Origin of the sequence: Nonomuraea sp. NPDC049625 (assembly GCF_040675285.1) — a bacterium.
Lineage (GTDB): Bacteria > Actinomycetota > Actinomycetes > Streptosporangiales > Streptosporangiaceae > Nonomuraea > Nonomuraea angiospora_A.
Map to the genome: position 1 here is coordinate 221,886 of NZ_JBFAOQ010000015.1, position 22,170 is coordinate 244,055.

The 22,170-nt window shown below is 71.8% G+C and carries 25 protein-coding genes; 16 read left to right on the forward strand and 9 right to left on the reverse strand.

Translation table 11 applies throughout. The features are described 5' to 3' along the window. Positions 1 to 10 precede the first annotated feature (10 nt). Complete coding sequence (locus AB0J87_RS47125) at positions 11 to 526, reverse strand: hypothetical protein (RefSeq protein ID WP_363978085.1); 516 nt, start codon at positions 524 to 526, stop codon at positions 11 to 13. 161 nt (positions 527 to 687) lie between these two features. On the opposite strand from AB0J87_RS47125, the gene AB0J87_RS47130 reads away from it, so the two are divergent. After that, complete coding sequence (locus tag AB0J87_RS47130) at positions 688 to 1,023, forward strand: hypothetical protein (RefSeq protein WP_363978088.1); 336 nt, start codon at positions 688 to 690, stop codon at positions 1,021 to 1,023. After that, positions 1,020 to 1,232, forward strand: coding sequence for a hypothetical protein (locus AB0J87_RS47135; protein ID WP_363978091.1), 213 nt, complete (start codon positions 1,020 to 1,022; stop codon positions 1,230 to 1,232). Before AB0J87_RS47130 ends, AB0J87_RS47135 begins: the two co-directional genes overlap by 4 nt. A gap of 157 nt (positions 1,233 to 1,389) precedes the next feature. Here AB0J87_RS47135 and AB0J87_RS47140 read toward each other — a convergent pair whose 3' ends face one another. Both AB0J87_RS47140 and AB0J87_RS47145 read right to left on the reverse strand, forming a co-directional pair. Further along, entirely contained in the window at positions 1,390 to 1,698 is a 309-nt protein-coding gene (locus tag AB0J87_RS47140) for a type II toxin-antitoxin system prevent-host-death family antitoxin (protein WP_363978094.1), read from the reverse strand. A 123-nt stretch (positions 1,699 to 1,821) separates the two neighbouring features. Continuing rightward, on the reverse strand, positions 1,822 to 2,844 hold the full coding sequence (locus tag AB0J87_RS47145; protein ID WP_363978097.1) for a LacI family DNA-binding transcriptional regulator: 1,023 nt from the start codon (positions 2,842 to 2,844) through the stop codon (positions 1,822 to 1,824). Positions 2,845 to 3,024: 180 nt separating this feature from the next. Here AB0J87_RS47145 and AB0J87_RS47150 point away from each other — a divergent pair, with 180 nt between their 5' ends. Both AB0J87_RS47150 and AB0J87_RS47155 read left to right on the forward strand, forming a co-directional pair. Then, the gene (locus tag AB0J87_RS47150; protein ID WP_363978100.1) at positions 3,025 to 4,467 is read left to right on the forward strand and encodes a glycoside hydrolase 43 family protein; all 1,443 of its coding nucleotides are present in this window, start codon (positions 3,025 to 3,027) and stop codon (positions 4,465 to 4,467) included. 101 nt (positions 4,468 to 4,568) lie between these two features. Continuing rightward, positions 4,569 to 5,957, forward strand: coding sequence for a hypothetical protein (locus AB0J87_RS47155; RefSeq protein ID WP_363978103.1), 1,389 nt, complete (start codon positions 4,569 to 4,571; stop codon positions 5,955 to 5,957). Positions 5,958 to 6,006: 49 nt separating this feature from the next. On the opposite strand, the gene AB0J87_RS47160 is transcribed toward AB0J87_RS47155, so the two are convergent. Further along, on the reverse strand, positions 6,007 to 7,332 hold the full coding sequence (locus tag AB0J87_RS47160) for a hypothetical protein (RefSeq protein WP_363978106.1): 1,326 nt from the start codon (positions 7,330 to 7,332) through the stop codon (positions 6,007 to 6,009). Between the two features lie 103 nt (positions 7,333 to 7,435). Beyond that, the gene (locus tag AB0J87_RS47165) at positions 7,436 to 8,452 is read right to left on the reverse strand and encodes a CapA family protein (RefSeq protein ID WP_363978109.1); all 1,017 of its coding nucleotides are present in this window, start codon (positions 8,450 to 8,452) and stop codon (positions 7,436 to 7,438) included. 175 nt (positions 8,453 to 8,627) lie between these two features. Between AB0J87_RS47165 and AB0J87_RS47170 the strand changes: the two genes are divergently transcribed. From AB0J87_RS47170 to AB0J87_RS47185, 4 genes are read left to right on the forward strand one after another with little or no spacing between them, the layout of a single operon-like run. Next, positions 8,628 to 9,053: an Hsp20/alpha crystallin family protein gene (locus tag AB0J87_RS47170; RefSeq protein ID WP_350723475.1), complete on the forward strand. Its 426-nt coding sequence runs from the start codon at positions 8,628 to 8,630 to the stop codon at positions 9,051 to 9,053. 15 nt (positions 9,054 to 9,068) lie between these two features. Next, positions 9,069 to 9,653, forward strand: coding sequence for a hypothetical protein (locus AB0J87_RS47175; RefSeq protein WP_363978112.1), 585 nt, complete (start codon positions 9,069 to 9,071; stop codon positions 9,651 to 9,653). 6 nt (positions 9,654 to 9,659) lie between these two features. Next, entirely contained in the window at positions 9,660 to 10,022 is a 363-nt protein-coding gene (locus AB0J87_RS47180; RefSeq protein ID WP_355193838.1) for a hypothetical protein, read from the forward strand. 53 nt (positions 10,023 to 10,075) lie between these two features. Then, the gene (locus AB0J87_RS47185) at positions 10,076 to 10,324 is read left to right on the forward strand and encodes a hypothetical protein (RefSeq protein WP_363978115.1); all 249 of its coding nucleotides are present in this window, start codon (positions 10,076 to 10,078) and stop codon (positions 10,322 to 10,324) included. 4 nt (positions 10,325 to 10,328) lie between these two features. Here AB0J87_RS47185 and AB0J87_RS47190 read toward each other — a convergent pair whose 3' ends face one another. Beyond that, the gene (locus AB0J87_RS47190; protein WP_363978118.1) at positions 10,329 to 10,979 is read right to left on the reverse strand and encodes a response regulator transcription factor; all 651 of its coding nucleotides are present in this window, start codon (positions 10,977 to 10,979) and stop codon (positions 10,329 to 10,331) included. Further along, positions 10,967 to 12,217, reverse strand: a complete 1,251-nt coding sequence (locus tag AB0J87_RS47195) for a sensor domain-containing protein (RefSeq protein ID WP_363978121.1) — start codon at positions 12,215 to 12,217, stop codon at positions 10,967 to 10,969. Before AB0J87_RS47195 ends, AB0J87_RS47190 begins: the two co-directional genes overlap by 13 nt. A gap of 153 nt (positions 12,218 to 12,370) precedes the next feature. Here AB0J87_RS47195 and AB0J87_RS47200 point away from each other — a divergent pair, with 153 nt between their 5' ends. The 5 genes from AB0J87_RS47200 to AB0J87_RS47220 all read left to right on the forward strand — a co-directional run bounded on the left by AB0J87_RS47200 (position 12,371) and on the right by AB0J87_RS47220 (position 15,878). Further along, entirely contained in the window at positions 12,371 to 12,550 is a 180-nt protein-coding gene (locus AB0J87_RS47200) for a hypothetical protein (protein WP_363978124.1), read from the forward strand. Positions 12,551 to 12,642: 92 nt separating this feature from the next. After that, positions 12,643 to 13,227: a hypothetical protein gene (locus tag AB0J87_RS47205; protein ID WP_363978127.1), complete on the forward strand. Its 585-nt coding sequence runs from the start codon at positions 12,643 to 12,645 to the stop codon at positions 13,225 to 13,227. A 23-nt stretch (positions 13,228 to 13,250) separates the two neighbouring features. Continuing rightward, a complete protein-coding gene (locus AB0J87_RS47210) occupies positions 13,251 to 14,423 on the forward strand; it encodes a histidine kinase (RefSeq protein ID WP_363978130.1) in 1,173 nt (390 codons plus the stop codon). Then, positions 14,420 to 15,085, forward strand: a complete 666-nt coding sequence (locus tag AB0J87_RS47215; RefSeq protein WP_363978133.1) for a response regulator transcription factor — start codon at positions 14,420 to 14,422, stop codon at positions 15,083 to 15,085. Before AB0J87_RS47210 ends, AB0J87_RS47215 begins: the two co-directional genes overlap by 4 nt. Before the next feature lie 55 nt (positions 15,086 to 15,140). Beyond that, positions 15,141 to 15,878: a GNAT family N-acetyltransferase gene (locus AB0J87_RS47220; protein ID WP_363978136.1), complete on the forward strand. Its 738-nt coding sequence runs from the start codon at positions 15,141 to 15,143 to the stop codon at positions 15,876 to 15,878. A gap of 3 nt (positions 15,879 to 15,881) precedes the next feature. Here the strand turns inward: AB0J87_RS47220 and AB0J87_RS47225 are convergent, their stop codons facing one another. Then, the gene (locus AB0J87_RS47225) at positions 15,882 to 16,766 is read right to left on the reverse strand and encodes a sigma-70 family RNA polymerase sigma factor (protein ID WP_363978139.1); all 885 of its coding nucleotides are present in this window, start codon (positions 16,764 to 16,766) and stop codon (positions 15,882 to 15,884) included. A gap of 130 nt (positions 16,767 to 16,896) precedes the next feature. On the opposite strand from AB0J87_RS47225, the gene AB0J87_RS47230 reads away from it, so the two are divergent. Next, a complete protein-coding gene (locus AB0J87_RS47230) occupies positions 16,897 to 18,192 on the forward strand; it encodes an FAD-binding oxidoreductase (protein WP_363978142.1) in 1,296 nt (431 codons plus the stop codon). 23 nt (positions 18,193 to 18,215) lie between these two features. Here AB0J87_RS47230 and AB0J87_RS47235 read toward each other — a convergent pair whose 3' ends face one another. After that, positions 18,216 to 19,442, reverse strand: a complete 1,227-nt coding sequence (locus tag AB0J87_RS47235; protein WP_363978145.1) for a trypsin-like peptidase domain-containing protein — start codon at positions 19,440 to 19,442, stop codon at positions 18,216 to 18,218. A gap of 504 nt (positions 19,443 to 19,946) precedes the next feature. On the opposite strand from AB0J87_RS47235, the gene AB0J87_RS47240 reads away from it, so the two are divergent. Together AB0J87_RS47240 and AB0J87_RS47245 are read left to right on the forward strand one after the other, a co-directional pair. Further along, positions 19,947 to 20,603 carry an L-2-amino-thiazoline-4-carboxylic acid hydrolase gene (locus AB0J87_RS47240; RefSeq protein ID WP_363978148.1) on the forward strand — a complete coding sequence of 219 codons (657 nt, stop codon included), beginning with the start codon at positions 19,947 to 19,949 and terminating at the stop codon, positions 20,601 to 20,603. A gap of 117 nt (positions 20,604 to 20,720) precedes the next feature. Continuing rightward, the gene (locus AB0J87_RS47245; protein WP_363978151.1) at positions 20,721 to 22,163 is read left to right on the forward strand and encodes an MFS transporter; all 1,443 of its coding nucleotides are present in this window, start codon (positions 20,721 to 20,723) and stop codon (positions 22,161 to 22,163) included. Positions 22,164 to 22,170 lie beyond the last annotated feature (7 nt).

A 22,170-nucleotide genomic window follows, 5' to 3' on the forward strand; every position in this document is an offset into this window, starting at 1 on the left:
GGCAGCGCCCTTAATAGGTCAGGGAAGAGCGGATCTTGGCGGCCAACGTCCCGCCCAACCCTTCTTCGCGATCGCGGGTCTCGACAGACTGGGCGGTGGGATCTCCGAAGCACAGCCTGATTGCGACACCGCGTTGCGCAGCCTCGGCCAGTGATCGAGCGATCTTCGGCTGCGTCTGGGCGTAGAACGTCCCTGAGAAGACCAAGACGTCCACCCGCTCCTGAGCGTCGGTCAGGAACCGTAGCCACAGCTCACGAGGCACGCTGGCTCGGTCGGGAAAGACCTCCACGAGTTCCGACCTGTTCGCCCGGCCTCGGCGCGCTTGACTGCTCTCCAGCACGTCAGGCCACAGGTACGTCTCGTCAGCGGTCAGCAGCTTCGCCGCTGCCCACCTGTGCCGCCGGTGCGGGACCCGACCTGTGTTGATCCAGCGCTCGACTGTCTTGGGCTCGACGCCACACGTCTCGGCCAGGTCTTCCAGGGCCACACCATGGCGGAGCATCGCTGTGCGTAGGCGCTCGTTCACGCGTTCCAGTGGACGTTAACGTCCGGGACGTTGCAAGGCCGTCTCGGGACGTTTCTCGGTGACTCAACACGTCCCGACACCGGGCTGCGGCGAAGTTCAAAGGTCCCGCCCACCTGGCTTCAATTGGCCGTACTGGCACCGAAGTCACCGGAGGTAGGTGGATGTACCTGCAGCAAGCGCTGCTCGGCCCACAGGTCGTCACGTCACTGGACGCGGCCCAGCAGTTGCAGCGGAAGTTGATCCACCTGAACATCTCCAGCGACGTGCACGACGGCTACGGCATCGCACTCGTCTCCGTCTGGGTCGGACTCCTCGTCTGGTGCCGCCATGACGCCTTCTGGTGGCATACGGGCTGGGAGCCGGGCCGAAAGCGTGCCGTCTATGCCTGGCACCCGCTCCCGGAGCCAGGCAGAGCCGCACGGCGTATCGCTGTGCGTTACGCGGAGCTGCGCAGGGCGCATCCGCATTCGCCGTTGGTCGCAGGGGTGCAACCATGAACGCGACCCTGCAGCACCTGCTCAGCAGGTTCCCCGGGTGGCAGATCACAGACATGGCCGGCGGCTGGGTCGCGATCCGCACCCACTTGGTACGTAGTGATAGCGGGCTCGCCAACGTCCGCTGCGGAGCGACTTTGGAGGAACTGGCCAAGAACCTTCAAGCCGAGTGCAGGCTCCAGAATTCGCATTCACCTGCGGTAGATCAGTGATTCGATGACGACCCTGCCCACAACTCAGGGCCTCCAGTCCCGAAGCTCTGGTAGCGGCGCGGCAGCAGGTTCTTCTTGAGTATCTTGGGCGCCGTGTCTGGGCCGATGCGTCGAGGGCCGTCGACCGCCGGCGCCGTGAAGACGACGTCGGATACGTTTACTCGTCGTGCGGGATGGCGGCCAGCGATTCGCGAGTGTGCCCGAAAGCGGCCAGCGCCTCATCGAGCGAGACCCGCTCCCCCGTGTCAGTGACCGACCGAGCGAGCACCAGCGCCAGATCCCGCAGATCGGCCGCTGCCTTCTCCAACTCGTTGAGCCGCCGGATGCTCACCACGGCCGCCACCGGCTGGTGCCGGCGGGTGACCACCAGATCGATCCCCTGCTCCGCCTCGGCCACCAGGCGGGCAACCCCTCGCTGGGTCGCCTCGGTGACGCTCAACTCGGTAGCGTCGTGCAGGGCAGTCACGCATCAACTGTAACCGCGCCGGTCCCTGTCCGCCGCCATCCGATCCACCCACGAAGCGGAGGACTCCGGCAGTGACTCGATCACCAAGGCTCATGTACGAGTAGGTGAATTTGAACAAAGTGGTCAGGACGGCCGGGGCGGAGCGGTGCTCGATCGGGTGACGAGCTCGGTCGGCAGCTCGATCCGGCCCGCAGCGCCGTCGGTGAGCAGTGCCGTCAGCGCCGCCGCGCCCAGCTCGGGCCAGGGCTGGCGGACCGTGGTGAGGGCCGGCGTGACGTGGGCGGCGGCCAAGGAGTCGTCGAAGCCGATCACGCTCACGTCGTCGGGCACGCGCAGCCCGTGCTCGCCCAGCGCCTGGTACACCCCGACGGCCATGGAGTCCGAGCAGGCGAAGACGGCGGTCGGCGGATGGGGGAGGGAGGCGAGCAGGCGGCGGGTGGCTCGTAAGGCGTCGCCCTGCTGGAAGTAGCCGCACGCCTCCCACCGGGGGTCGGCCCGGAGCCCGGCGGCGGCCATGGCCTGGCGGTGGCCGGCCAGCCGTTCGGCCGCGCACGGGACCCCGGGGCGGCCCGTGACGACGGCGATCCGCGAGTGACCGAGGGCGATCAGGTGCTCGGTGGCCGCCCGCGCGCCGTCCAGGTTGGCCGAGGCGACGGCGGGCAGGCCGGACGGCGGCTTGCGGCGCGGGTCGACGATCACCGCGGGGATCCCCCGGTCGGCCAGCCAGGCCCGCTGCGCGGCGGTCGGAGACGTGCGCACGAGCAGGACGCCGGCGCTGTCGCGGGCGCCGATCCGGTCCAGCCACGCGGGCGGGGGCTGGCCGTGCTTGGTGCGGTCGCACACGGCCGAGACCACCAGGTCCACGCCCGCCCGCCAGGCCGCGTCCTCCACCCCGCCCAGGATCGCCAGCGCGTACGGCGAGTCGAGGGCCTGCAGCATGACGTCCACCATGCTCCCCCGGGCGGGCCTGACTCGCTGCCTGGGGTATCCGCGCCGCTCCAGCACCTCGGCGACGAGCCGGCGGGTGTGGGCGGAGACGTCGGAGCGGCCGTTGAGAGCTTTGGAAACGGTTGCAATGGACACGCCGGCCTCGCGGGCGATCACGGCCAGTTTGGGCAACTGCTGGGGCTGGTCCTCGACCGTCATGACCCCCACTCTCCCCGCCGCGCCGGGGAATCGCCAGGCCAGCGCCCCGAAAATTTCGAATTTCAGGCATGACGGCCTGCTCCCGGCGGTCGGCGGGCACTCGGGCCATTTGACGCCAGGTACGTGCGGGTGCGACGTTTCCTGCAACCGATTGCAGCAGGTGCCGCCGAGGAGTGAGGGATGACGACCTACCGCAACCCCGTGCTGAACGCCGACTGGTCCGACCCCGACGTGATCCGCGTCGGCGCGGACTTCTACCTGACCGCCTCCACGTTCACCAAGGTCCCGGGCCTGCCGATCCTGCACTCACGCGACCTGGTCAACTGGACGATCATCGGGCATGCCGTGACGAGCGGCTATGACGACGTGCGGCCGGGTTGCGGCGTGTGGGCGCCCTCGCTGCGCCATCACGACGGGCGGTTCTGGATCTTCTACGGCGACCCCGACGTGGGGATTCACGTGGTGAGCGCGGAGGATCCGCGGGGTCCGTGGACTGCGCCGCACGTGGTCAAGCCGGGCGCCGGGCTCATCGACCCGTGTCCGCTGTGGGACGACGACGGCCAGGCGTACCTGGTGCACGGCTGGGCCAAGAGCCGCGCCGGCGTCAACAACCGGCTCACCCTGCACCGCATGTCGCCGGACGCCCGTGAGGTGCTGGACGAGGGCACGCTGATCATCGACGCCGACCTGCTGCCCGGCTACCGGACGCTGGAGGGGCCCAAGCTCTACAAGCGCGACGGCACGTACTGGGTCTTCGCGCCGGCGGGGGGCGTGGAACAGGGCTGGCAGTCGGTGTTCCGGGCGAGCTCGATCTTCGGCCCGTACGAGGACCGGATCGTGCTGGAGCAGGGCGGCACCGACGTGAACGGGCCGCACCAGGGCGGCTGGGTGGACACCCCGTCGGGCGAGCACTGGTTCATGCACTTCCAGGACCGCGGCGCCTACGGCAGGGTCGTCCACCTGCAGCCCATGGCTTGGGAGGACGGCTGGCCGGTCATGGGCGCGGACGGTGAGCCGGTGCCCGGCGGCCCCGTGCCCGTCCCCGGCGGCGCGCCGGCCGAGCCCGCCACCTCCGACGACTTCGCCGGGCCCGGGCTCGGCCTGCAGTGGAGCTGGCAGGCCAACCCCGACCCCTCCTGGTGGGAGCTGCGGGACGGCACCCTCCGCCTGGCCTGCGCGCCGGGGCCGGAGGACCTCAGGGAGCGCCCGTCCGTGCTCGGGCAGCGGCTGCCCGGCGACCCGTGCACGGTCACCACCGGCCTCACCCTGGACGGCGAGGGCCGGGCGGGGCTGGTCGTGCTCGGGTTCACCTACGCCTACGTCGGGCTGGAGCGCACGGCGGACGGGACCGTCCTGGTGCGCGGAGGCATAGAAGGGGACATGGAAGGGGGCATGGAGCCCCTGCCCGTCAAGGACGGCGCGCACGTCACCGTCGGCGCGCGGATCGGGGAGAACGCGCTCGTCATGTTCCTGGCCGACACCGGCGACGGGCTGCGCGAGGTCGGCGCTGCCTTCCAGGCCACGCAGAGCCGGTGGGTGGGGGCGGTGCTGGGCCTGTTCGCGGCGGGGGACGGCGCGGGCCGGGCGGTTTTCGACGCCTTCACCGTGGACGTCGAGAGGTAGCTCCGGAGACACCCTGGAGAGTAATCGGACAACTACCTCTGGTTACCATAGATGGTGCATATGCGCATCGAATGGTGCGGATCACTCCAGGGGGGCTGGAAATGACTGATGACACCCGGGCCGACAGAGCGGGGCTCGACACGGCGGAGGTGGACGGCGAGGAGGTGCTGCTGCACAGCCAGGACGACCCGGTGGCCGCCGCCGCCGTGGACGCGGCCGTCGAGAGCGAGCTGCTGGACGAGTCGTCCGTACGGGAGGCCGTCGAGGTCGAGTGGTCGGCGGCCAAGCGGGAGAGCGGGCGCCAGATCGCCGGGCTGTCGCCCCAGGCCCAGGACCGCGTAAAGCGGCTCCAGAGCGAGCTCGGCGCCATGGGCGCGGAGGTCTGGCCGGTCTCCAGGTGGTGGGGTTTCGAGATCCACCTCAACGAGAGCGCCGCGTTGCTGGCCGCCGAGATCCCGCAGCTCGTCGGCGAGGCCGCGGCCACCGTGCTGGGCTCCTGGCTCGCCCCGCACATCGAGCGGCAGGTGCGCGCCAAGGCCGACTGGATTACCTCGGTCGCCCGGCCGTACGGCGTGAAGCTGGTCTCGCCGTGGGTCGCGCCCGCCATGCTGGTGCCGGCCCGCGAGGACCGGCGCGACGGGGAGCGGCTGTACTGGACGGTTCACGAGCCCGGCGAGGGGTGGGCTCCTGACCAGACGTTCGTCGAGCACTTCAGCGTGTCGGCCCCGGCCCTCGCGGAGTTCCAGGACGGGCTGGTCCTCGTCCACCGCGGCGAGGTCGACGATCCCAGCCTGTGGTGGACGGTCTACGACGCCCAGGAAGGGTGGAGCGCGGACCGGAGACTGCCCGGGCACGTCAGCGACTCGGCCCCGGCGCTGGCGGCGTACGACGGGCGGCTCTACTGCGTGCACCGCGGCGACGGCGACGACAACCTGTGGTGGACGCGGTGGGACGGCTCCACCTGGAGCCCCGACGCCAAGCTCCCCGAGCACCCCAGCGCCTCCGCCCCCGCGCTGGCCACGTTCGACGGGCAGCTCTACTGCGTGCACGCCGGCACCGACTCCACCCTGTGGTGGACGCGGTGGGACGGCTCCTCATGGAGCCCCTGCACCCAGCTGCCCCAGCACGCCTGCCGGTCCAACCCGGCGCTGGCCGTCTGGCGGGGCCACCTCTACTGCGTGCACACCGGCAAGGACTCCAGCCTGTGGTGGACGCGCTGGGACGGCTCCGCCTGGACGCCCGACCAGAAGCTGACCATGCACTCGGCCGCCGAGGGCCCCGCGCTGACCGTCTACAAGGACCGCCTCTACTGCGTCCACCGCGGCGCGAGCGACCAGCGCCTGTGGTGGACCGTCTTCGACGGCTCCTCGTGGAGTGCCGACGAGCGGCTGCCCGGCCATCACAGCGCCGAGGCGCCGGCCGCGATCGCCTACCGCGACCGGAACGCCACCCGCGACCAGCTCCTGGTCGTGCACCGCGGCACCCGCTAGACACGAAGAGGCGCCGGCCCGCGTGCGAGCCGGCGCCTCTTCGCCGCCGCTACCAGCCGGCGAGCTGCTCCAGGAACCAGTCGATCAGCACCTCGGACACGTTGCCGTGCTCGGTGTTGGCCGTGTCGCAGCAGAACGCGTCCAGGAATGTCTCGTCCTTCGGCAGCTCGGTGAGGTCCCTGTACAGGTCGGTCTGCCACTGGTACGGGTCCCTGGCCAGGGCGATGGCGCTGACCGCGGGCACGAAGCAGCTGTGGCGGAACCGATCCTGGACGGGCAGCCCGATCGCGTCGGCCACCCTGCCCCACGAGTCGAGCGTGCCGCCCGGCGCCCCGTCGAACGCGGCCACGTGCGAGGTGGCGCTCGTCCACGTCGGAGCCCCGAACTTGACCGTGCCGACGTTCTGCAGCTGGCCCATGTCCGGCTGGATCTTGGCCGTGAGCTGCAGCGGATCGTAGTGCAGGTCGAACACCGGCGTGCCCGGCGGCAGGTCGCGCCCCGTGCCGTCGCCGACCCCGTTGGCCAGGCCCAGCTTGTACGGGCGGATCGGGAACCAGCCGACCCGGCGCAGGTCGTCCAGGAAGTCCGTGCGCAGCGGGCTCGCGGTGGTCACGGGGCCCGAGTAGTCCTCGTTCTCGACCCAGGCCCACAGGAGCTGCTGGGCGGCCGGGCTGCGGATCAGCTCGGCCTGCCCGGGGCCGTTCGCGCTCGGCTCCAGCGATTCGTGCAGGTAGGCGAGCTGCTGGAGCACCAGCGGGATCCAGGCGCCGAGGTGCGGCGTGTCGTAGGAGAAGTACTTGTCGGTCTGGTGGTCGGCACCCTCGGTCTCCATGCGCGCCAGCGCGTACCTGGTGATCATGCCGCCCATGCTGACGCCGCCGACGACCAGCGGGAGGTCGCCCTGCCGCTCCCGGATGGCCCGCTGGACGCAGGTGACCGCCACGGCGGCGTTGGCCTGGATGTACGTCTGACGCTGGTCGAAGCCCAGGAGGATGACGTCGATGCCCATGGTCCGGAGCTGGTCCAGGAACCCGGGGCTGCGCTCGCTGTTGAAGTGGGCCCACAACGCGTCCAGGTCGCTGGGCCCGTAACCGAAGCCGTCGGCGAAGATCAGCGGCCGGGTCAGCGCGGCGTGCCCGTCGGCCAGGTAGATCGCGGCCCGCCCGGTGGCCGTGCGCCCCAGGTGCGGCTTGTCGCCCACCAGCTCCCAGACGCGGTCGGGCCTGGGCGCCTCGCTCACGCGAGGATGCGGGGTCGAGAACCAGACCCCCTGCTCGCCGAGCGCGTCCACGATCCGCTCGGACTGCTCCTCTGTCAGGCTGTTCCTGACCGACTGGGCTCTGCTCTCGACGTCGATTCTCGGTTCGTGCGCCATGTCGATCCTCTCGCTAGGTGCCGGACCCCAAAAGGGCCACTGACCACACCATATGGTCACTGTGGGTAATTGACCGCGTACCCGAAGTGGGTGGCGCGTCCGGTCAATCCACCTGTGGCCGGAGATCGACGGTGAGCGTGCCGGCCTCCGACCTGACCTCGGTGCCGAGGTCGGCGCAGGCGGCGGTGAACCGGGCCCGGATCCAGCGGGTCTCCATGTCGTTCGCGATCCTCGTACGGCAGTAGTCCAGCGCGATGGGGACGGCGCGCAGCCGTACCGGGCCCCGCTCGTCCAGGGTGACCAGGAAGATCAGCCCGAGGTCGTTGCGGAGCTCGGGGTCCACGATGTAGTCGTCGATGAGGTCGCCCAGGTCGTACAGGACCGGTCCGGCCACCCCGTGGAAGACGTGCGCGGAATGCCCGGCCACCAGGGACGCGCCGGCCTTCACCAGGGCCCGGGCGGCGCGGCGGACGTGCGTGACGGGCTTGGAGGTCATGTTCGGGCCCCAGTGGACGCAGACCAGGACGAGGTCGGCGTCCAGGCTCCCGATCGTGCTCGTGAGCCGGTCCGGCACCCCGGATCCGAGGTCGGCGTACGCGACGCCGGGCCTGCGCTCGGTGGCCGCGAACTCGGGGGGATGGTCGGTGACGCCCAGCACCGCCAGGCGGAGGTCCCCCACCTTCAGCTCGGCGGGCTCCCAGGCGCGGGCCAGGTCGGCGCCCGCGCCCACGGTGCGGATCCCGGCAGCCGCCAGGTGGTCGAGGGTGTCGAGGAGGGCCTCGTGGCCGTAGTCCAGGGCGTGGTTGTTGGCCAGCGTGACCGCGTGCACGCCCAGCTCCGCCAGCATCGCCGCGGCCTGGGGCGGGGCACGGAAGTGGAACGCCTTGCGCAGCGGGTCCCAGCGCCGGCCGCGGGCCGAGACGCAGCATTCGAGGTTGAACAGGACCAGATCGGCCCGGGAGAGCACCGAGCGCACGCCGGTGTCGAAGAAGTCGGCCGGGTCGGCGGTCAGGCTCAGCCGCTCGGCCACGCCGCGGCCGAGCATGGTGTCGCCCGCGAGCGCCAGCGTGACCGATTCCCCGGCGCCCGGGCCCGGCATGGTCCCCGTTCCGTCGGTCATGTCCACCCAGCTTCCCCGTCCGATGGCTTCGACACGCCCTCTGACCTGCGACGGAACCGTTCATGACGGAAGATTGCGGGTACGGGATGAATTTGGAGGAGGGGGACGACGGTGTCCCTCACGTCACGGAGGTGAGAAAGCAGTGGCTTTGCCGATAAGGCGCAATCGCGGAGCGATGCAGGCGGGTGTTCCCTGGCAGAGGCGGTCCTGGGATCCCTTCACCGAGTTCGAGCAGCTGTGGGATCAGATGGGGCGGCTCTTCGAGCAGGGCGCGGAGAGCGACATGGCAGCCTGGCGGCCGGTCGCGGAGACCGAGGAGACCCCGGACGCCTACATCGTGCGGGCGGAGCTTCCCGGGCTGAAGCGGGACGACATCAACGTCGAGGTCAACGACAGCGAGCTGTGCGTCTCCGGGGAGATCAACGAGGAGGACAAGGGCCAGATGCTGCGCCGCCGCACCGGACGGTTCGTCTACCGGACGATCCTGCCGAGCGACGCCGACACCGAGCACATCGGCGGCGAGCTGACGGACGGCATCCTGATCCTGCGCGTTCCCAAGACCGAGAAGGGCCGCGCCCGCCGCATCGAGATCAAGGGCTGACACCGGGGGAGGCGCATGGCCGGCACGCAGGCGTTCTGGATCGGCGCCGCGCGAGGGCGCGACGGCGCGGAGCCGGGCAGCGCGCAGGAGCGCTACGGCGAGGAGCTGCGCAGATGGCGGCATGCCTTCGAAGCCGTGCACGGCGAGCCGGCCGCGGGCGGCGTCACTCTGGACCCGCTGCACTTCGCACTGGGCGCGTGGGAGGTGGCCACGCGCCCGGTGGCGGAGCACGCCTACGTGCGCCGCCACCCGCGGGTGCTGGACGCGACCTGTCACCGGCCGGAGGAGGTGCCGGGCCTGCTGGCGGTGGTCGAGCTGGCCGCCCCGCTCCCGTTCCCGCTGCCGCGGGGCTGGTCGAGCTGGCAGCGCCAGGAGCCCACCTACGTGCCGCCGCCGTACGAGCGGCCGACCGCGCTGAGCACGCTGGAGCTCCGCGTGCCGCTGCCGGTCGAGCGCCTGCCCACGCCCACCCACGCGCGGGCCGCGGGCCTGCCGAACCTCGACGACGCCCAGGCCTCGCTCGAAGCGCTCCTGGCCGAGCTGAACGCCGTGGTCAACCCGTTCCTGCACGAGCTGGAGGAAGCCGATCCGGTGAGGTGATCCAGGATGAACAGGCGCGACAACGATCCCGAGGACGAGTTCTTCGCTCCCGTGCTGCGCGAGCCGCCGCCTCCCGAGGACATCACCTCCTCCGGCGTGGTGAGCGACACCGGCGTGCCCGACGTGCACGGAGGCGGCCATGGCGAGTGGCCGCAGGCGCCGCCGCCGTCGAACTGGCTCGGCGTGCGCCTGCTGGCGGCCGCGCTCGGGCTGCTGGTGGGGGTGGTTCTGACCGTGCTGGCCCTGCTGGCCGCGCGGCCGCTGCTCGCCGTGCCGCCTGCCCTCGTGGCGCTGGGGGCCGCCGTGTATCTGGTGACGTTCAGCGTGCGGCGCTCGCACGCCGACGGCGGCCCTCCGACGTTCGGATGAGTGCCCTCTGGGTAAGCGCCCAGTTTGAGGTCAGTCGGGGCAGAGGAGCAGAGATGTCTCTCATCGATCTTGAATGCGTCCGCCAGTTGCTGCAGTCGGAGGAACCCGACGCCACGTTGGTGTTCGTCCGGGGTGACTGCGTGGTCCTGCCGGCCGATGAGGTGGATGACGCGCACAAGGGCCTGGTCATCGCGCACCGCGACGAGCTCGTGGCCCGGCTGCCGGAGGGCGGCCTGAGCGAGGAGGCCCTGGAGGATCTGGCGACCAGGCTGGACAACATCGCCCGCGACCTGGGCGCCTAGCCCGCTATTTTCCGTTCTCCAGGTAGTGCAGGACGGCCGCCACCCGCCGGTCGGTCCGGTCGGTCGGCGCCAGGTCGAGCTTGGAGAAGATGCTGCGGATGTGCTTGTGCACGGCGCCGTCGGTGACGAACAGCCGCTCGGCGATGGCGGCGTTGCCCAGGCCCTCGGCCATCAGCGCCAGCACGTCGCGCTCGCGCGGGCTGAGCCGGTCGAGCCGGCTGTCGGGCCTGCTGCGGGCCAGCAGCTGCGCGACGACCTCCGGATCGATGGCTGTGCCCCCCTCCGCCACGCGGTGCAGCGCGCCCATGAACTCCTCGACCCGCCCGACCCGCTCCTTGAGCATGTAGCCCAGCCGGGCGCTGCCGTGGGCGAGCAGGTCAGTGGCGAACGCCTGCTCCACGTACGCCGACAGCACGAGCACGGCCAGCTCCGGTTGGCGCCGCCGGGCCTCGACGGCCGCGACGATGCCCTCGTCGGTGTGGGTCGGGGGCATCCGGACGTCCACGATGGCGACGTCCGGCTGGTGGGCGTCGATCGCGGTCAGGAAGCCGTCCGGATCGGGCGCGGTGGCCACGACGTCCAGTCCCTCCGCCCGCAGCAGCAGCGCGAGCCCCTCGCGCAGGAGCGCGTCGTCCTCGGCGATCACAATCCGCATGGGAGGCTCACCTTCATGGTGGTAGGTCCGCCTTCTGGGCTGGTCAGCGCGAAGGTCCCGTCGAGGGCCTCGGCCCGGCGGCGGATCCCGGCCAGCCCCGACCCGCTCCGCTCGTCCGCTCCGCCGCGGCCGTCGTCGGTGATCCGGAGATCCAGCCGGTCGTCGTGCCGCCGGATCGTGACGGTGGCGTGCCGCGCCTGGCTGTACTTGGCGATGTTGGTGAGCCCTTCGGCCACCACGAAGTAGGCCGTGGCCTCGACGGACGCGGCGCACCTGCCGGGCATGTCGACGTCGATCCGGCAGGGGACGGGGCAGCCGGCGGCCAGGCCGGTCAACGCGTCGGCGAGGCTCCGGTCCGTCAGCACCGGGGGCAGGATGCTGCGGGAGACCGCGCGGAGCTCGGCCAGCGCCTGCTCGGCGGCGTCCTGCGCGCGTTCGAGCATGGCGTCGGCGGTGGCCGGGTCGCGGGCCAGCGCGCGGCGGGCCGCGCCGAGCATGACGTTGACGGCGACGAGCCGGTTCTGCGTGCCGTCGTGCAGCGATCTCTCGATCCGCCGCAGCTCGGCGGCGTGCGCGTCGAGCGCCTCCGCGCGGGTCGCGGTGAGCTGGGCGACCCGCAGCGCCAGGTCGGTGCTGGGATCGGCGGCCAGCAGCCGCCGCCCCGGCCACGCCTGCAGGCGCGCCATGCCGGGGACGAGGGCCAGGGTCAGCGCGATCCAGCCCACGCTCAGCGCGCCGACCGCGAGGGCGCCCGGGAGGTCGCGCACCACCCAGAGGTCCACACCCGCCCCATCCGGCATCAGCCGCCACCACAGCGGGAACGTGAGGTCGCGTACCGCGCTGAGCGGCAGCGTCATGCCGACCGCCCCGAGCAGCAGCCCGAAGAACCCGTGGATCAGCACCCAGTACAGCTCGCGCCGGCTCGCCGGGTTCGTGATCGCCGCCCGCAACTCGGACGGAACCGGGTCGGGACTGATGACGACGTCAGGCCCCCAGCGGGACAGCCGCCCCCGCTCCCGGTCGGCGACGATGCGCAGCACGTGCAGCGCGGTGGGCACCAGGAGCAGGCCCACGCCGACGAGGCAGGCCAGCGCGGTGATGACCACGACGAAGACGGCCAGGATCGCCAGGATCGCGGTGCCGACGCCGCCGACGAGGTGTTCGAGGGCGTCGAGGGTGGCGCGGGTCCGGGCCACCATGTCCCACCGGCGTAAGGGCCCCGCGTCGGGAGTCGGCATCCTCAGACCCTAGGGCATCTCCCAGGGCAAAGAGGTGATGGCGGACGAACAGTACAGCCTGCTGTACCTCGGGCTGTCTCACTGGCGGGATCGCCCGTGGCGACGGCGATCCGTAGCGTCTTGGGTGCCACCCGATCTTGTGAGGAGCCCGCCATGAACCCCGTCCGTATCCCCCGACCCGTGCTGTGGCTGCTGCTGGCGATCTTCGCGGTCGGCAACATGGTCACCTCCACCTCCGATCTCAACATGTTCGTCGGCATCGGGTTCGGCCTGGCCACGATGGCCTGCGCGGCCGCGCTGATCCAGCAGCACTACGCGCAGCGGCGCGGCTGAGCGACGGATTCGTCCTCGCTCCTGAGAGGGAGGCGCGGAATCGCCCTCACCGGCGATGCCCGAGGACCCCCGCGAGGCCGAGGATCGTCCCCATGAACTCCCGTATCCCCTTCATCGCCGCGCCCCTGCTCGTGCTCGCCTACGGCGTGATCCGGATCCTCGACGGCCTCGACGGCAGCCGGGGTCCCGGCATCGCGTGGACCACCGGCCACCTCGCCTTCATGGCGGCACTCGTCCTGTTCGTCCCCGTCTTCTGGCAGATGCGGCGGATGGCCGGGGGGAACGCGCCGGCCACCGCGAGCGCGGCGGCCGGGACCGTCGGCGTCGTGGCGCTGCTCGCACAGTTCGGCATCGACATCGTGGTCGGGTTCATGTCCGCCGACAACGAGGCGATGGGCGTGCTGTTCGACCGGGTCCAGAGTGTCCCCGGCGTCTCGGCCGTCGTCTACGACGTCGTCCCGCTCCTGTTCTTCGCCGGCCAGCTCGCCCTCGTCGTGCAGCTCGCGGCGCTGCGCCGGGTCAGGGTGTGGACGCCCCTCCTGGTCATGGTCGACCTCATCCTGCCGTTCATCGAGAAGGACCTCATCCCGCTCGGCGCCCTCTGCCTGCTGGTCTCGTTCGTCCCCGTCGCCCGCCAGGTCCCCGCCACGCCCAGGCCCGCCGCAGCGCTCGCATGACGTACGAGGCAAGATGGGATGTCGTGTCCGACCTACGGTTCTTTGCGGCGATTCGCCGGTGGTCGAGCTCGCTGCCGCCGATCTGGGTGGACGCGGCGCTCGCGCTGCTGGTGCTGGTCGCGCAGCTGTGGCCGCTGTTCACCCGCGAGAACCCGTACGGCGGGCCCTGGCACTGGTGGGGCTACGCGGTCGTGGTCACCGCCGCGGTGCCGCTGATCTGGCGGCGCCGCGCGCCGGTGACCGTCCTGGCCGCCAGCCTCATCGCGACCGGCCTCTACGACGTCGTCGACGAGGTGGCCGCGCAGCCCATCTGGTACGGCTCGCTCATGGCGCTCTACACCGTGGCCGCCTACTCCGCCAGGTGGCCCCGCCTGATCATGCTGGCCTTCACGATCGCCGGTGGCCTGCTCATCGTCGGCTCCTCCGAGACCGCGATGCGCGGCGTCGTGCTCTTCACCGCCGCCTACGCCATCGGCCGGGCCGCCGCCGCCTCCCGGGCCCACGCCGCCGCGCTTGAGGAACGCGCCGTCCAGCTGGCCCGCGAGCGCCAGGCCGAGGCCGAGCGGGCCGCCGAACGCGAGCGGGCCAGGATCGCCCGCGACATGCACGACATCCTGGCCCACGCGGTCAGCCTCATGGTCGTCCAGGCCGAAGCCGGACCGGTGGTGGTCAGGAGCGACCCCGCCAGGGCGGAGGCCGTCTTCGACGCGATCGCCGCCGCGGGGCGCGACGCCATGATCCAGCTCCGCCGCATGCTGAGCGTGCTCAAGGAGGAAGAGGGCCCGCGGGCGCCGCAGCCGACGATCGCCGCGCTCACCACCCTGGCCGAACAGGTCAGGGCCACCGGTCTCGACGTGACATACTCCAGCTCCGGCGAGCCGGGGCCGCTGACTCCCGACACGGAGATCGCCGCCTACCGGATCACCCAGGAAGCCCTCACCAACATCGTCAAGCACGCGGGCGCGGCCCGTGCCGACATCAGACTCGCCTGGCAGGACGACACCCTCATGATCGACATCGCCGACGACGGCCGCGGCTCAGGAAGCTCGCTCCCCTCGGGCGGCAACGGCCTGATCGGCATCCGCGAGCGGGCCGCGGCCTGCGGCGGCACCGCCGACTTCGGCCGGCGCCCCGACGGGCCGGGCTTCCGGGTCCTCGTACGGCTCCCGCTGGCCGGCCGGGCGGTGGCGGCATGAGCGTGCGCGTGGTGGTCGCGGACGACCAGGAGCTGGTACGCGCCGGGTTCAGCATGATCCTCGACGCCCAGCCGGACATCGAGGTCGTCGCCGAGGCGGGAGACGGCGAGCAGGCCGTCGCCGCCGTCCGCGAGCACAGTCCCGACCTGCTGCTGCTCGACATCCGCATGCCGGTCATGGACGGCATCGAGGCGGCCAGGATCGTGTGCGCGGACAGCGGCTGCCGCGTCCTCATGCTGACCACGTTCGACCTGGACGACTACGTCTACGACGCGCTGCGCGCGGGGGCGAGCGGGTTCCTGCTGAAGGACGTCCGCCGCGACGACCTCATCCACGCCGTACGGGTGGTGGCGGCCGGCGAGTCACTGCTCGCGCCGTCGGTCACCACGAAGCTGATCGCCGAGTTCACCGCCAGAGCGGCCGCCCGTCCGGCCGTGCCGCCGACGGAGCGGCTGGCCGTGCTCACGGCACGCGAGCAGGAGACGCTGCGCATGATCGCCCGCGGCCTGTCCAACGCGGAGATCGCGCAGGCCATGGTCGTCAGCGAGCACACCGTGAAGACCCACGTCAGCAATGTGCTGACCAAGCTGGGGCTGCGGGACCGGGTACAGGCGGTGATCGCCGCCTACGAGAGCGGCCTGATCGTCCCCGGGGGCGGGTGATCAGGCGGCGCTGGCGATAGCGTATGCGTCGGATCCTTCGGGAAGGAGAACGCATTTGCTGGGCGCTCACGTGCATGCCTATCTCAGGTCGATGGCGGGGGACCGGGCGGTCCGGTGCGGGCCGTTCACGATCAAGTTCGACGAGCACGACGACGCGCTCCCGTTCAACTACGCCGTTCCCGACGACGACGCCGTGCCCACGGCGGACGAGGTCGCCGGGCTGGTCGAGGCGTTCCGCGCGCGGGCCAGGACGCCCCGCCTGGAATACGTGCCGCAGGTGTCCCCGAAGGTGGAGGACGCCCTGCTCGCGGCCGGGTTCGCCCAGGAGGGGCGCTACCCGCTGCTGGTGTGCCCGCCGGACGAGGTGGTGGAGCGGCCGGTGGACGTACGGGTCGCGCTCGTGACCGAGGATGCCGACCTCTGGCAGGTCGCGCGGGTGATGAACGAGGCGTTCGACGCGCCGGAGCCCACCGAGCACGACATCGCGCGGTTCCGGCGGGTCCTCGACGGCGGCGGCCTGATCGCCGCCGCCTTCGACGCCGGGGAGGCCGTCGGCGCCGGGCAGCTCGGCCGCCCGCACCAGGGGGTCGCCGAGGTCGCGGGCATCGCGGTGCTGCCCTCGCACCGGCGGCGCGGCATCGCGGGAGCGGTCACGGCGCTGCTGACCCGCGAGGGAGCGGGCGCCGGGGTCACGACCCCGTTCCTCACCCCGGCCGACGACGGCGCCGCGCGGGTCTACGCCCGCGTCGGCTACCGCAAGGTCGGCGAGGCCCTGTACATCTCCCTCCGCTGACGCTTACCCGGCCGACGCGCTCAGGTCGAGCAGGGCGAGGCGCTCCGGGTCGTTGAGGATCTCCAGGGCGGTGATCCTGCCGTCGGTGATCGTGAAGCCGAGCACCGACCGGGGCCGGCCGTTCTCCCTGCCGACGAGCCCGACCATGCCGTTGACCAGCACCGGCTCGACCGTGTAGGCGTGGCTGAACCGCCGGAAGTTCGTCGCCTCGCCGGCCACGGCCGCCGCGCCGATGATCGTCCGCATCCCGCCCGCGGCTCCCGCGTCCAGGCGCATCACCACGTCCGGATCGAGCACCCCGAGCAGCGCCTCGAAGTCGCCGTCGCGTGCGGCGGCCAGGAAGGCGTCCACGACCTGGCGCTGCCGGCCCGGGTCGGGGTCGGGCGACGGGACCGTCCCGCGTACGCGCTGCCGGGCCCGGCTCGCGAGCTTCTTGGCCGTCGCGGGAGTGCGGCCCACGATCGGGGCGATCTGCTCGAACGGCACCGCGAACATGTCGTGCAGCACGAACGCCAGCCGCTCCGCCGGGCTGAGCGACTCCAGCACCACGAGCAGCGCCAGCCCGACCGAGTCGGCGATCAGCGCCTGCTGCTCGGGGTCGCCCCCGTCCTCTGGGCTGATGACCGGGTCGGGCAGCCGCTGCTCCAGCGGGTCCTCGCGCCGTGACGTACGCGTGCGCAGCATGTCCAGGCAGACCCGGCCGACGACCGTGGTGAGCCAACCCCCCAGATTGTCGATCTCACCCGAGTCCGTACGGCTGAGCCGCAACCACGACTCCTGGACGGCGTCCTCGGCCTCGGCGAGAGAGCCGAGCATCCGGTAGGCCACCGCCCTGAGATGGGTGCGGTGCTCCTCGAACCGGTCGGCTAGAAAGTCGTCGGCGTCCACGGTCACATCCTCGATCAGGGCTCCTACCTACCTGACGGCACAGCCCCGCCAAAGGTGACAGGCGATCGCGGTCACCTTCTCGCCTCCCGCTCCGTCATAGCCCCCGAACACCTCAGAGACGGGAGAGACCATGACATTCAACGAGTTGCGGCACGCCGTGCGGGGCGAGGTGCTGCTGCCCGAGGACGGCGGCTTCGAGGCGGCCGCCAAGGCGTGGAACCTGATGGTCGCCCAGCCGGTGGCCGCCGTGGTCACGGCCGAGGACGCCGACGACGTGGCCGCCCTCGTGCGCCACGCCCGCAAGTCCGGCCTCACGGTGGCGGCCCAGCCCAACGGCCACGGCGCCTCCGGAGCCACCGACGGCGTGATCCTGCTGCGTACGGGCCACCTGAACGGCGTAACCGTGGATCCCGGGCAGCGCGTGGCCAGGGCGGGCGCGGGCGCCCGGTGGGGTCAGGTGCTCCAGGAGGCCGGGCCGCACGGCCTGACCGGGCTGGCGGGCAGCATGCCGGCCATCAGCGTGGTCGGCTACACGCTGGGCGGCGGACTGTCCTGGTTCGGCAGGAAGTACGGCTGGGCCTCGGACTCCGTGCGCGCCTTCGACGTCGTGGACGCCGACGGCGACCGGTCCCGGGTGACCGCCGACTCCGACCCGGACCTGTTCTGGGCCCTGCGGGGCGGCGGGGGCGACTTCGCGCTGGTCACCGCCGTGGAGTTCGACCTGCACCCGGCGCCGCGGCTGTACGGCGGGCGCGTGATGTGGCCGGGCCCGCGGACCGCGGAGGTGTTCGACGCCTACCGGCGGATCACCGAGAACGCGCCGGACGAGCTGTCGGTCTGGTTCAACCGGGTCCAGCTCCCCGACGGGCCGCCCATGGTGGCCGTGGACGCCGCCTACCTGGGCGACGCCGCCGAGGGCGGTGCGCTGCTGGCGGCCCTGGACAAGATCGGCGGAGCTGTCGTGGACAAGCGGGCCGCGCTGCCGGTCGCGAACCTGGGCGACATCACCGCCGAGCCGACCGACCCCGCCCCCGCCATGGCCTGTGCCGAGCTGCTGACGGAGCTGGACGAGCGGGTCCTGCTGGACGCTCCGCTGGCCCCGCTGCTCGGTCTCCAGGTGCGGCACCTGGGTGGCGCGCTGGCCGAGGAGCGGCCCGGGGCGGGTGCCCGGGGCGCGGTCGCGGAGCCGTACCTGCTCTATCTGATCGGTCTCGGGCTGCCGCACCTCAAGGACGCGGTGGTCGCCAGGCGGACCGAGCTGGTCGGGGAGCTGCGCGTCAGCGGGCGCAAGCCGTACACGTTCCTGACCGCGGGGGAGCGGGCGGCGGACGCCTTCGACGAGGGGACTCTGGCCCGGCTGCGCGAGCTCAAGCGCGCCCGCGACCCGCAGGGCGTGTTCCGCGCGAACTTCCCGGTCGATGCCTGACCGGGAAGTTCGCGGGAGACGGGTTACTTCTTCTCCTCCATGGTCACGGTCACGGTGTCGGTCTTGCCGTCCCGCTGGTACGTGACCGGCACCTGCTGGCCGACCTTGAACCCGCGGACCTGGCCCACCACCGTGTCGCCGCCGGAGACCGCCGTGTCACCGATCTTGGTGATCAGGTCTCCCTGCTTCAGCCCGGCCTTCTCAGCCGGGCTGCCGGCGCTCACCTGGCGGATCAGCGCGCCGGGCACGTCGCCGGTGGCGTCGGTGACGCTCACCCCGAGGAAGGCATGGGTCACCTTGCCGTTGCTGATGAGCTGCTCGGAGACCTGCTTGGCGGTGTTCACGGGGATCGCGAAGCCGAGGTTGACGCCGTCGGCGGCGACCGCGCTGTTGATGCCGACCAGCTCGCCGGCCGCGTTCACCAGGGCGCCGCCGGAGTTGCCCGGGTTGATCGCCGCGTCCGTCTGGATCATGCCGCCGAGCGTGGTCGGCTCCTCGGCCTGGCTCTGCCCCTGCCCGCCCAATCCCGGCGGGAGCTGCTGGTCGCCCCGGCCGCCGCCGGCGGTCACGGTACGGTCGAGCGCGCTGATGATGCCGGACGTCACCGTCCCGTCCAGGCCGAGCGGGCTGCCGATGGCCAGCACGTCGTCCCCCACCTTGAGCTGGTCGCTGTCGCCCAGCGTGACCTTGGCCAGCCCCGACACACCCTCGGCCCGGATGACGGCGAGGTCGGTGGCCGGGTCGGTGCCGACCACGGTGGCCTTGGCCGTCTTGCCGTCACTGAACTTGACCGTCAGCTGCTTGCCCTGGCCGCTCACCACGTGGTTGTTGGTGAGGATCAGCCCGTCCTCCGACAGCACCACGCCGGAGCCCTCGGCGGACTGCCCCTGGATCATCACGACCGACGGCTGCACCTTCTCCGCCACCTGCGCGACCGTGAGCTGGCCGGAGGCCGTACGGAAGACCGGGCTCGCCACGGTCTTGGTGACCGTCGGGACCGGCTGCCCGGCGCCGGCGACGTAGGCGCCGACGGCGCCGCCCCCGAGCGCGGTCGCCGTCAGCGCCGCGAACGCCGCCAGCGCCAGCCCGGCGACCGCCTTGCGCGTGAGCACGAACCCGGCCCGTCGCTGCGGCGGCGGAGGAGGCGGCAGCACCGGCCCGGGCCGGGTGAAGGTCCCGGTGGTGGGCGGCTTGTCACCGAACTGGCTCCAGCCGCCGGCACTGTCCTCGCGAGGGGCGTTCGCGTCCATGTCATCTCCTAGAGTCCCGATGACACCAGCGTGACGAACGGCGAGTAAGTCCTGCTTAAGCCCAAGATCTCGGTGCCCGGCGCACCCTGACGCCCGCCTTATCGCCGCAGGCCGCGACGGTCTCGCCACGGGCGGAACAGCCGGAAAAATCTGGCCGGCCATCGCCGCGATGCCCGACGTCAGCATGGCGATCACCGACTCGAACAGCTCGTCGGGGCATGTCCGGGTATCGTGACCTGGGCTTCCACGCGGTCGAGGCGCTCAAGGGCAGCCCGTTGGTCGTGGTCGTGAGGCCGACCGTCGGAGGCGTGGTCGCGCTGGCCGGGCGCTCGCCTGAACGATCAATCGCTAGACTGGCCGGGACAACATCAACTCAAGCTTGTCAGCGCCTGGTAGGTCGGTGGAGCGCGCTGGCGTGCTCGCTCGGTCGCGAGCACGGCCAGTCACGCCTCCGGGCGAGATCGCGGCCGTGTACGGACCGAGCACCGTACCGAAAGGACCGCAATGTCCACCGACCAGTTCGGGCTCTCCGGCGGCGACTACGTTCCCGACCCCGATGGCGACACCGCCCTCCTCCTCGACGGCTTCTACGACCATCTCGCCCGCGAGCACGGCGATCTCGTCGCCGCCATGCGGGCACGTCACGAGGAGCTCGAAGCGGCGAACCGGCACCTGATCGTCGACGAGCCCGCCCGCCACAACCTGCGCATGACCCTGGCCCTCGTGGCCGCTTACGAGCTGCTGCTGCCCAGGCTGGGCCGGCCGGCGACGATCGACGCCGTGCGCGCGGCGTTCGTCGAGCCGCTCGGCGAGGCCACCCGACAGGGCACCCTGGCCATGCTGGACACCGCTCCCGACCCCTTCCTGGCCATGGTGGCGGTGTCCAAGTCGCGCGAGGAGCACGCGTTCGGCAAGGGGTTCGTCTTCGACCGGCCGGCCGACGACGACCGGCGCTACCACGTCGACGTCCGCCGGTGCTTCTACCACGACGTGCTGACCGCCAACGGGGCTCCCGAGCTGACCCCGGTCATGTGCGCGTTCGACGCCAACTGGATCGAGGCCATCGAGCCTGACAGGCACGGCTTCGCATTCGAGCGCCGCACCACCATCGGCCTGGGCGGCAGCCACTGCCCGTTCCACTTCACCCGCAACCAGGACTGACCCGGTAGGGGCGGGCCCGCGTCCGGACGCGGGCCCGCCTCGGTTGCGTACGCAACTCCCTTGTGCGTACAGTGTTCGCATGACGAGGACGACGTACTCGCGGTCTGGGGGAGTCTGATGAAAGCACGTGATTCGCGCCGCTGGCTGATCCTGGTGGTGCTGTGTCTCAGCACGCTCGTGCTGGTGATCGACAACATGGTGCTCTCGGTGGCGATCCCGCCGCTGACCGCCGACCTGGGGGCGAGCGCGCAGGACATCCAGTGGATCCTGGACTCGTACATCCTGGTCTTCGCCGGGTTGCTGCTGACGGCGGGCAGCCTGTCCGACCGGTTCGGCAGGCGCAGGGTCATGGTCATCGGGCTGGCCCTGTTCGGGGTGGCCTCGCTGGCGGCCGCCTACGCCGCCGATCCGGTGACGCTGATCGCCGCCCGCACGGTGATGGGCATCGGCGGCGCGCTCATCATGCCGAGCACCCTGTCGATCCTGATCACCGTGTTCGACGAGCAGGAGAGGCGCAAGGCGATGGCCGCCTGGAGCGCGGTCGCCATGGTCGGCCTGGTCGGCGGCCCGGTGCTGGGCGGCGCGCTGATCGCCTGGTTCTGGTGGGGCGCCGTCTTCCTGATCAACGTGCCGATCGCGGCGCTGGCCATCGTCGCCTCGCTGGTGCTCATGCCCGAGTCCAAGGGTCCGCAGACCAAGCCCGACCCGATCGGAGCCGTGCTGTCGGTGGCCGGCATGTCGGCGCTGGTCTGGACGATCATCGAACTGCCGCACGGCCTGTCCGTGCCGGCGCTGGCCGTGGCGGTCGTCGCGCTCGCCGGGTTCGTGGTCTGGGAGCTGCGTACGCCGCACCCCATGGTCCCGCTCCGCCTGTTCCGCAACCGCACCTTCAGCGGCGGCAGCTTCTCGCTCACCCTGGTCCAGATCGGCAACGGCGGACTGCTGCTGGTGCTCACCCAGTACCTGCAGTACGTCCTCGGCTACACGCCCACCGAGTCGGGCCTGGCCTTCATCCCGATGGCCGTCGCCTCCCTGGCCTGCAACACCCTCGGCGCGACCCTCGGCGCGCGGATCGGCAACCGTCGGCTGATCGTCACCGGGTTCGCCGTGAGCGCCGGCGGATTCGCGCTGCTGAGCACTCTTGACACGTCGAGCGGCCTGGCCACCGCGGCCGTTTCGCTGCTCCTCATGGGAGCCGGCGGCGGCCTGGCCATGCCCGCCGCTGTCTCCGCCCTCATGGGCACGATCCCGGCCGAGCACGCCGGCGTCGGCTCGGCACTGAACGACACCATCCAGCAGGCCGGCGCCGCCCTCGGCATCGCCGTCCTGGGCAGCGTGCTCGCCAGCGCCTACACCGCGGCCATGCCCGCGACCGCGCCGGCGGCGGCCCGCCTCTCGATCGGGAGCGCGCTCGGCCTCGGCGACGCCGGGATCGCGGCCGCCGCCCGCGACGCCTTCACCACGGCCATGTCGTCCGCCTTCCTCATCAGCGCCGCCGGCGTGGTGGCGGCCGCCGTACTGGCCCTGCTGGTGATGCCCAAGAAGACCGTCTCGATCTAAGGAGAAT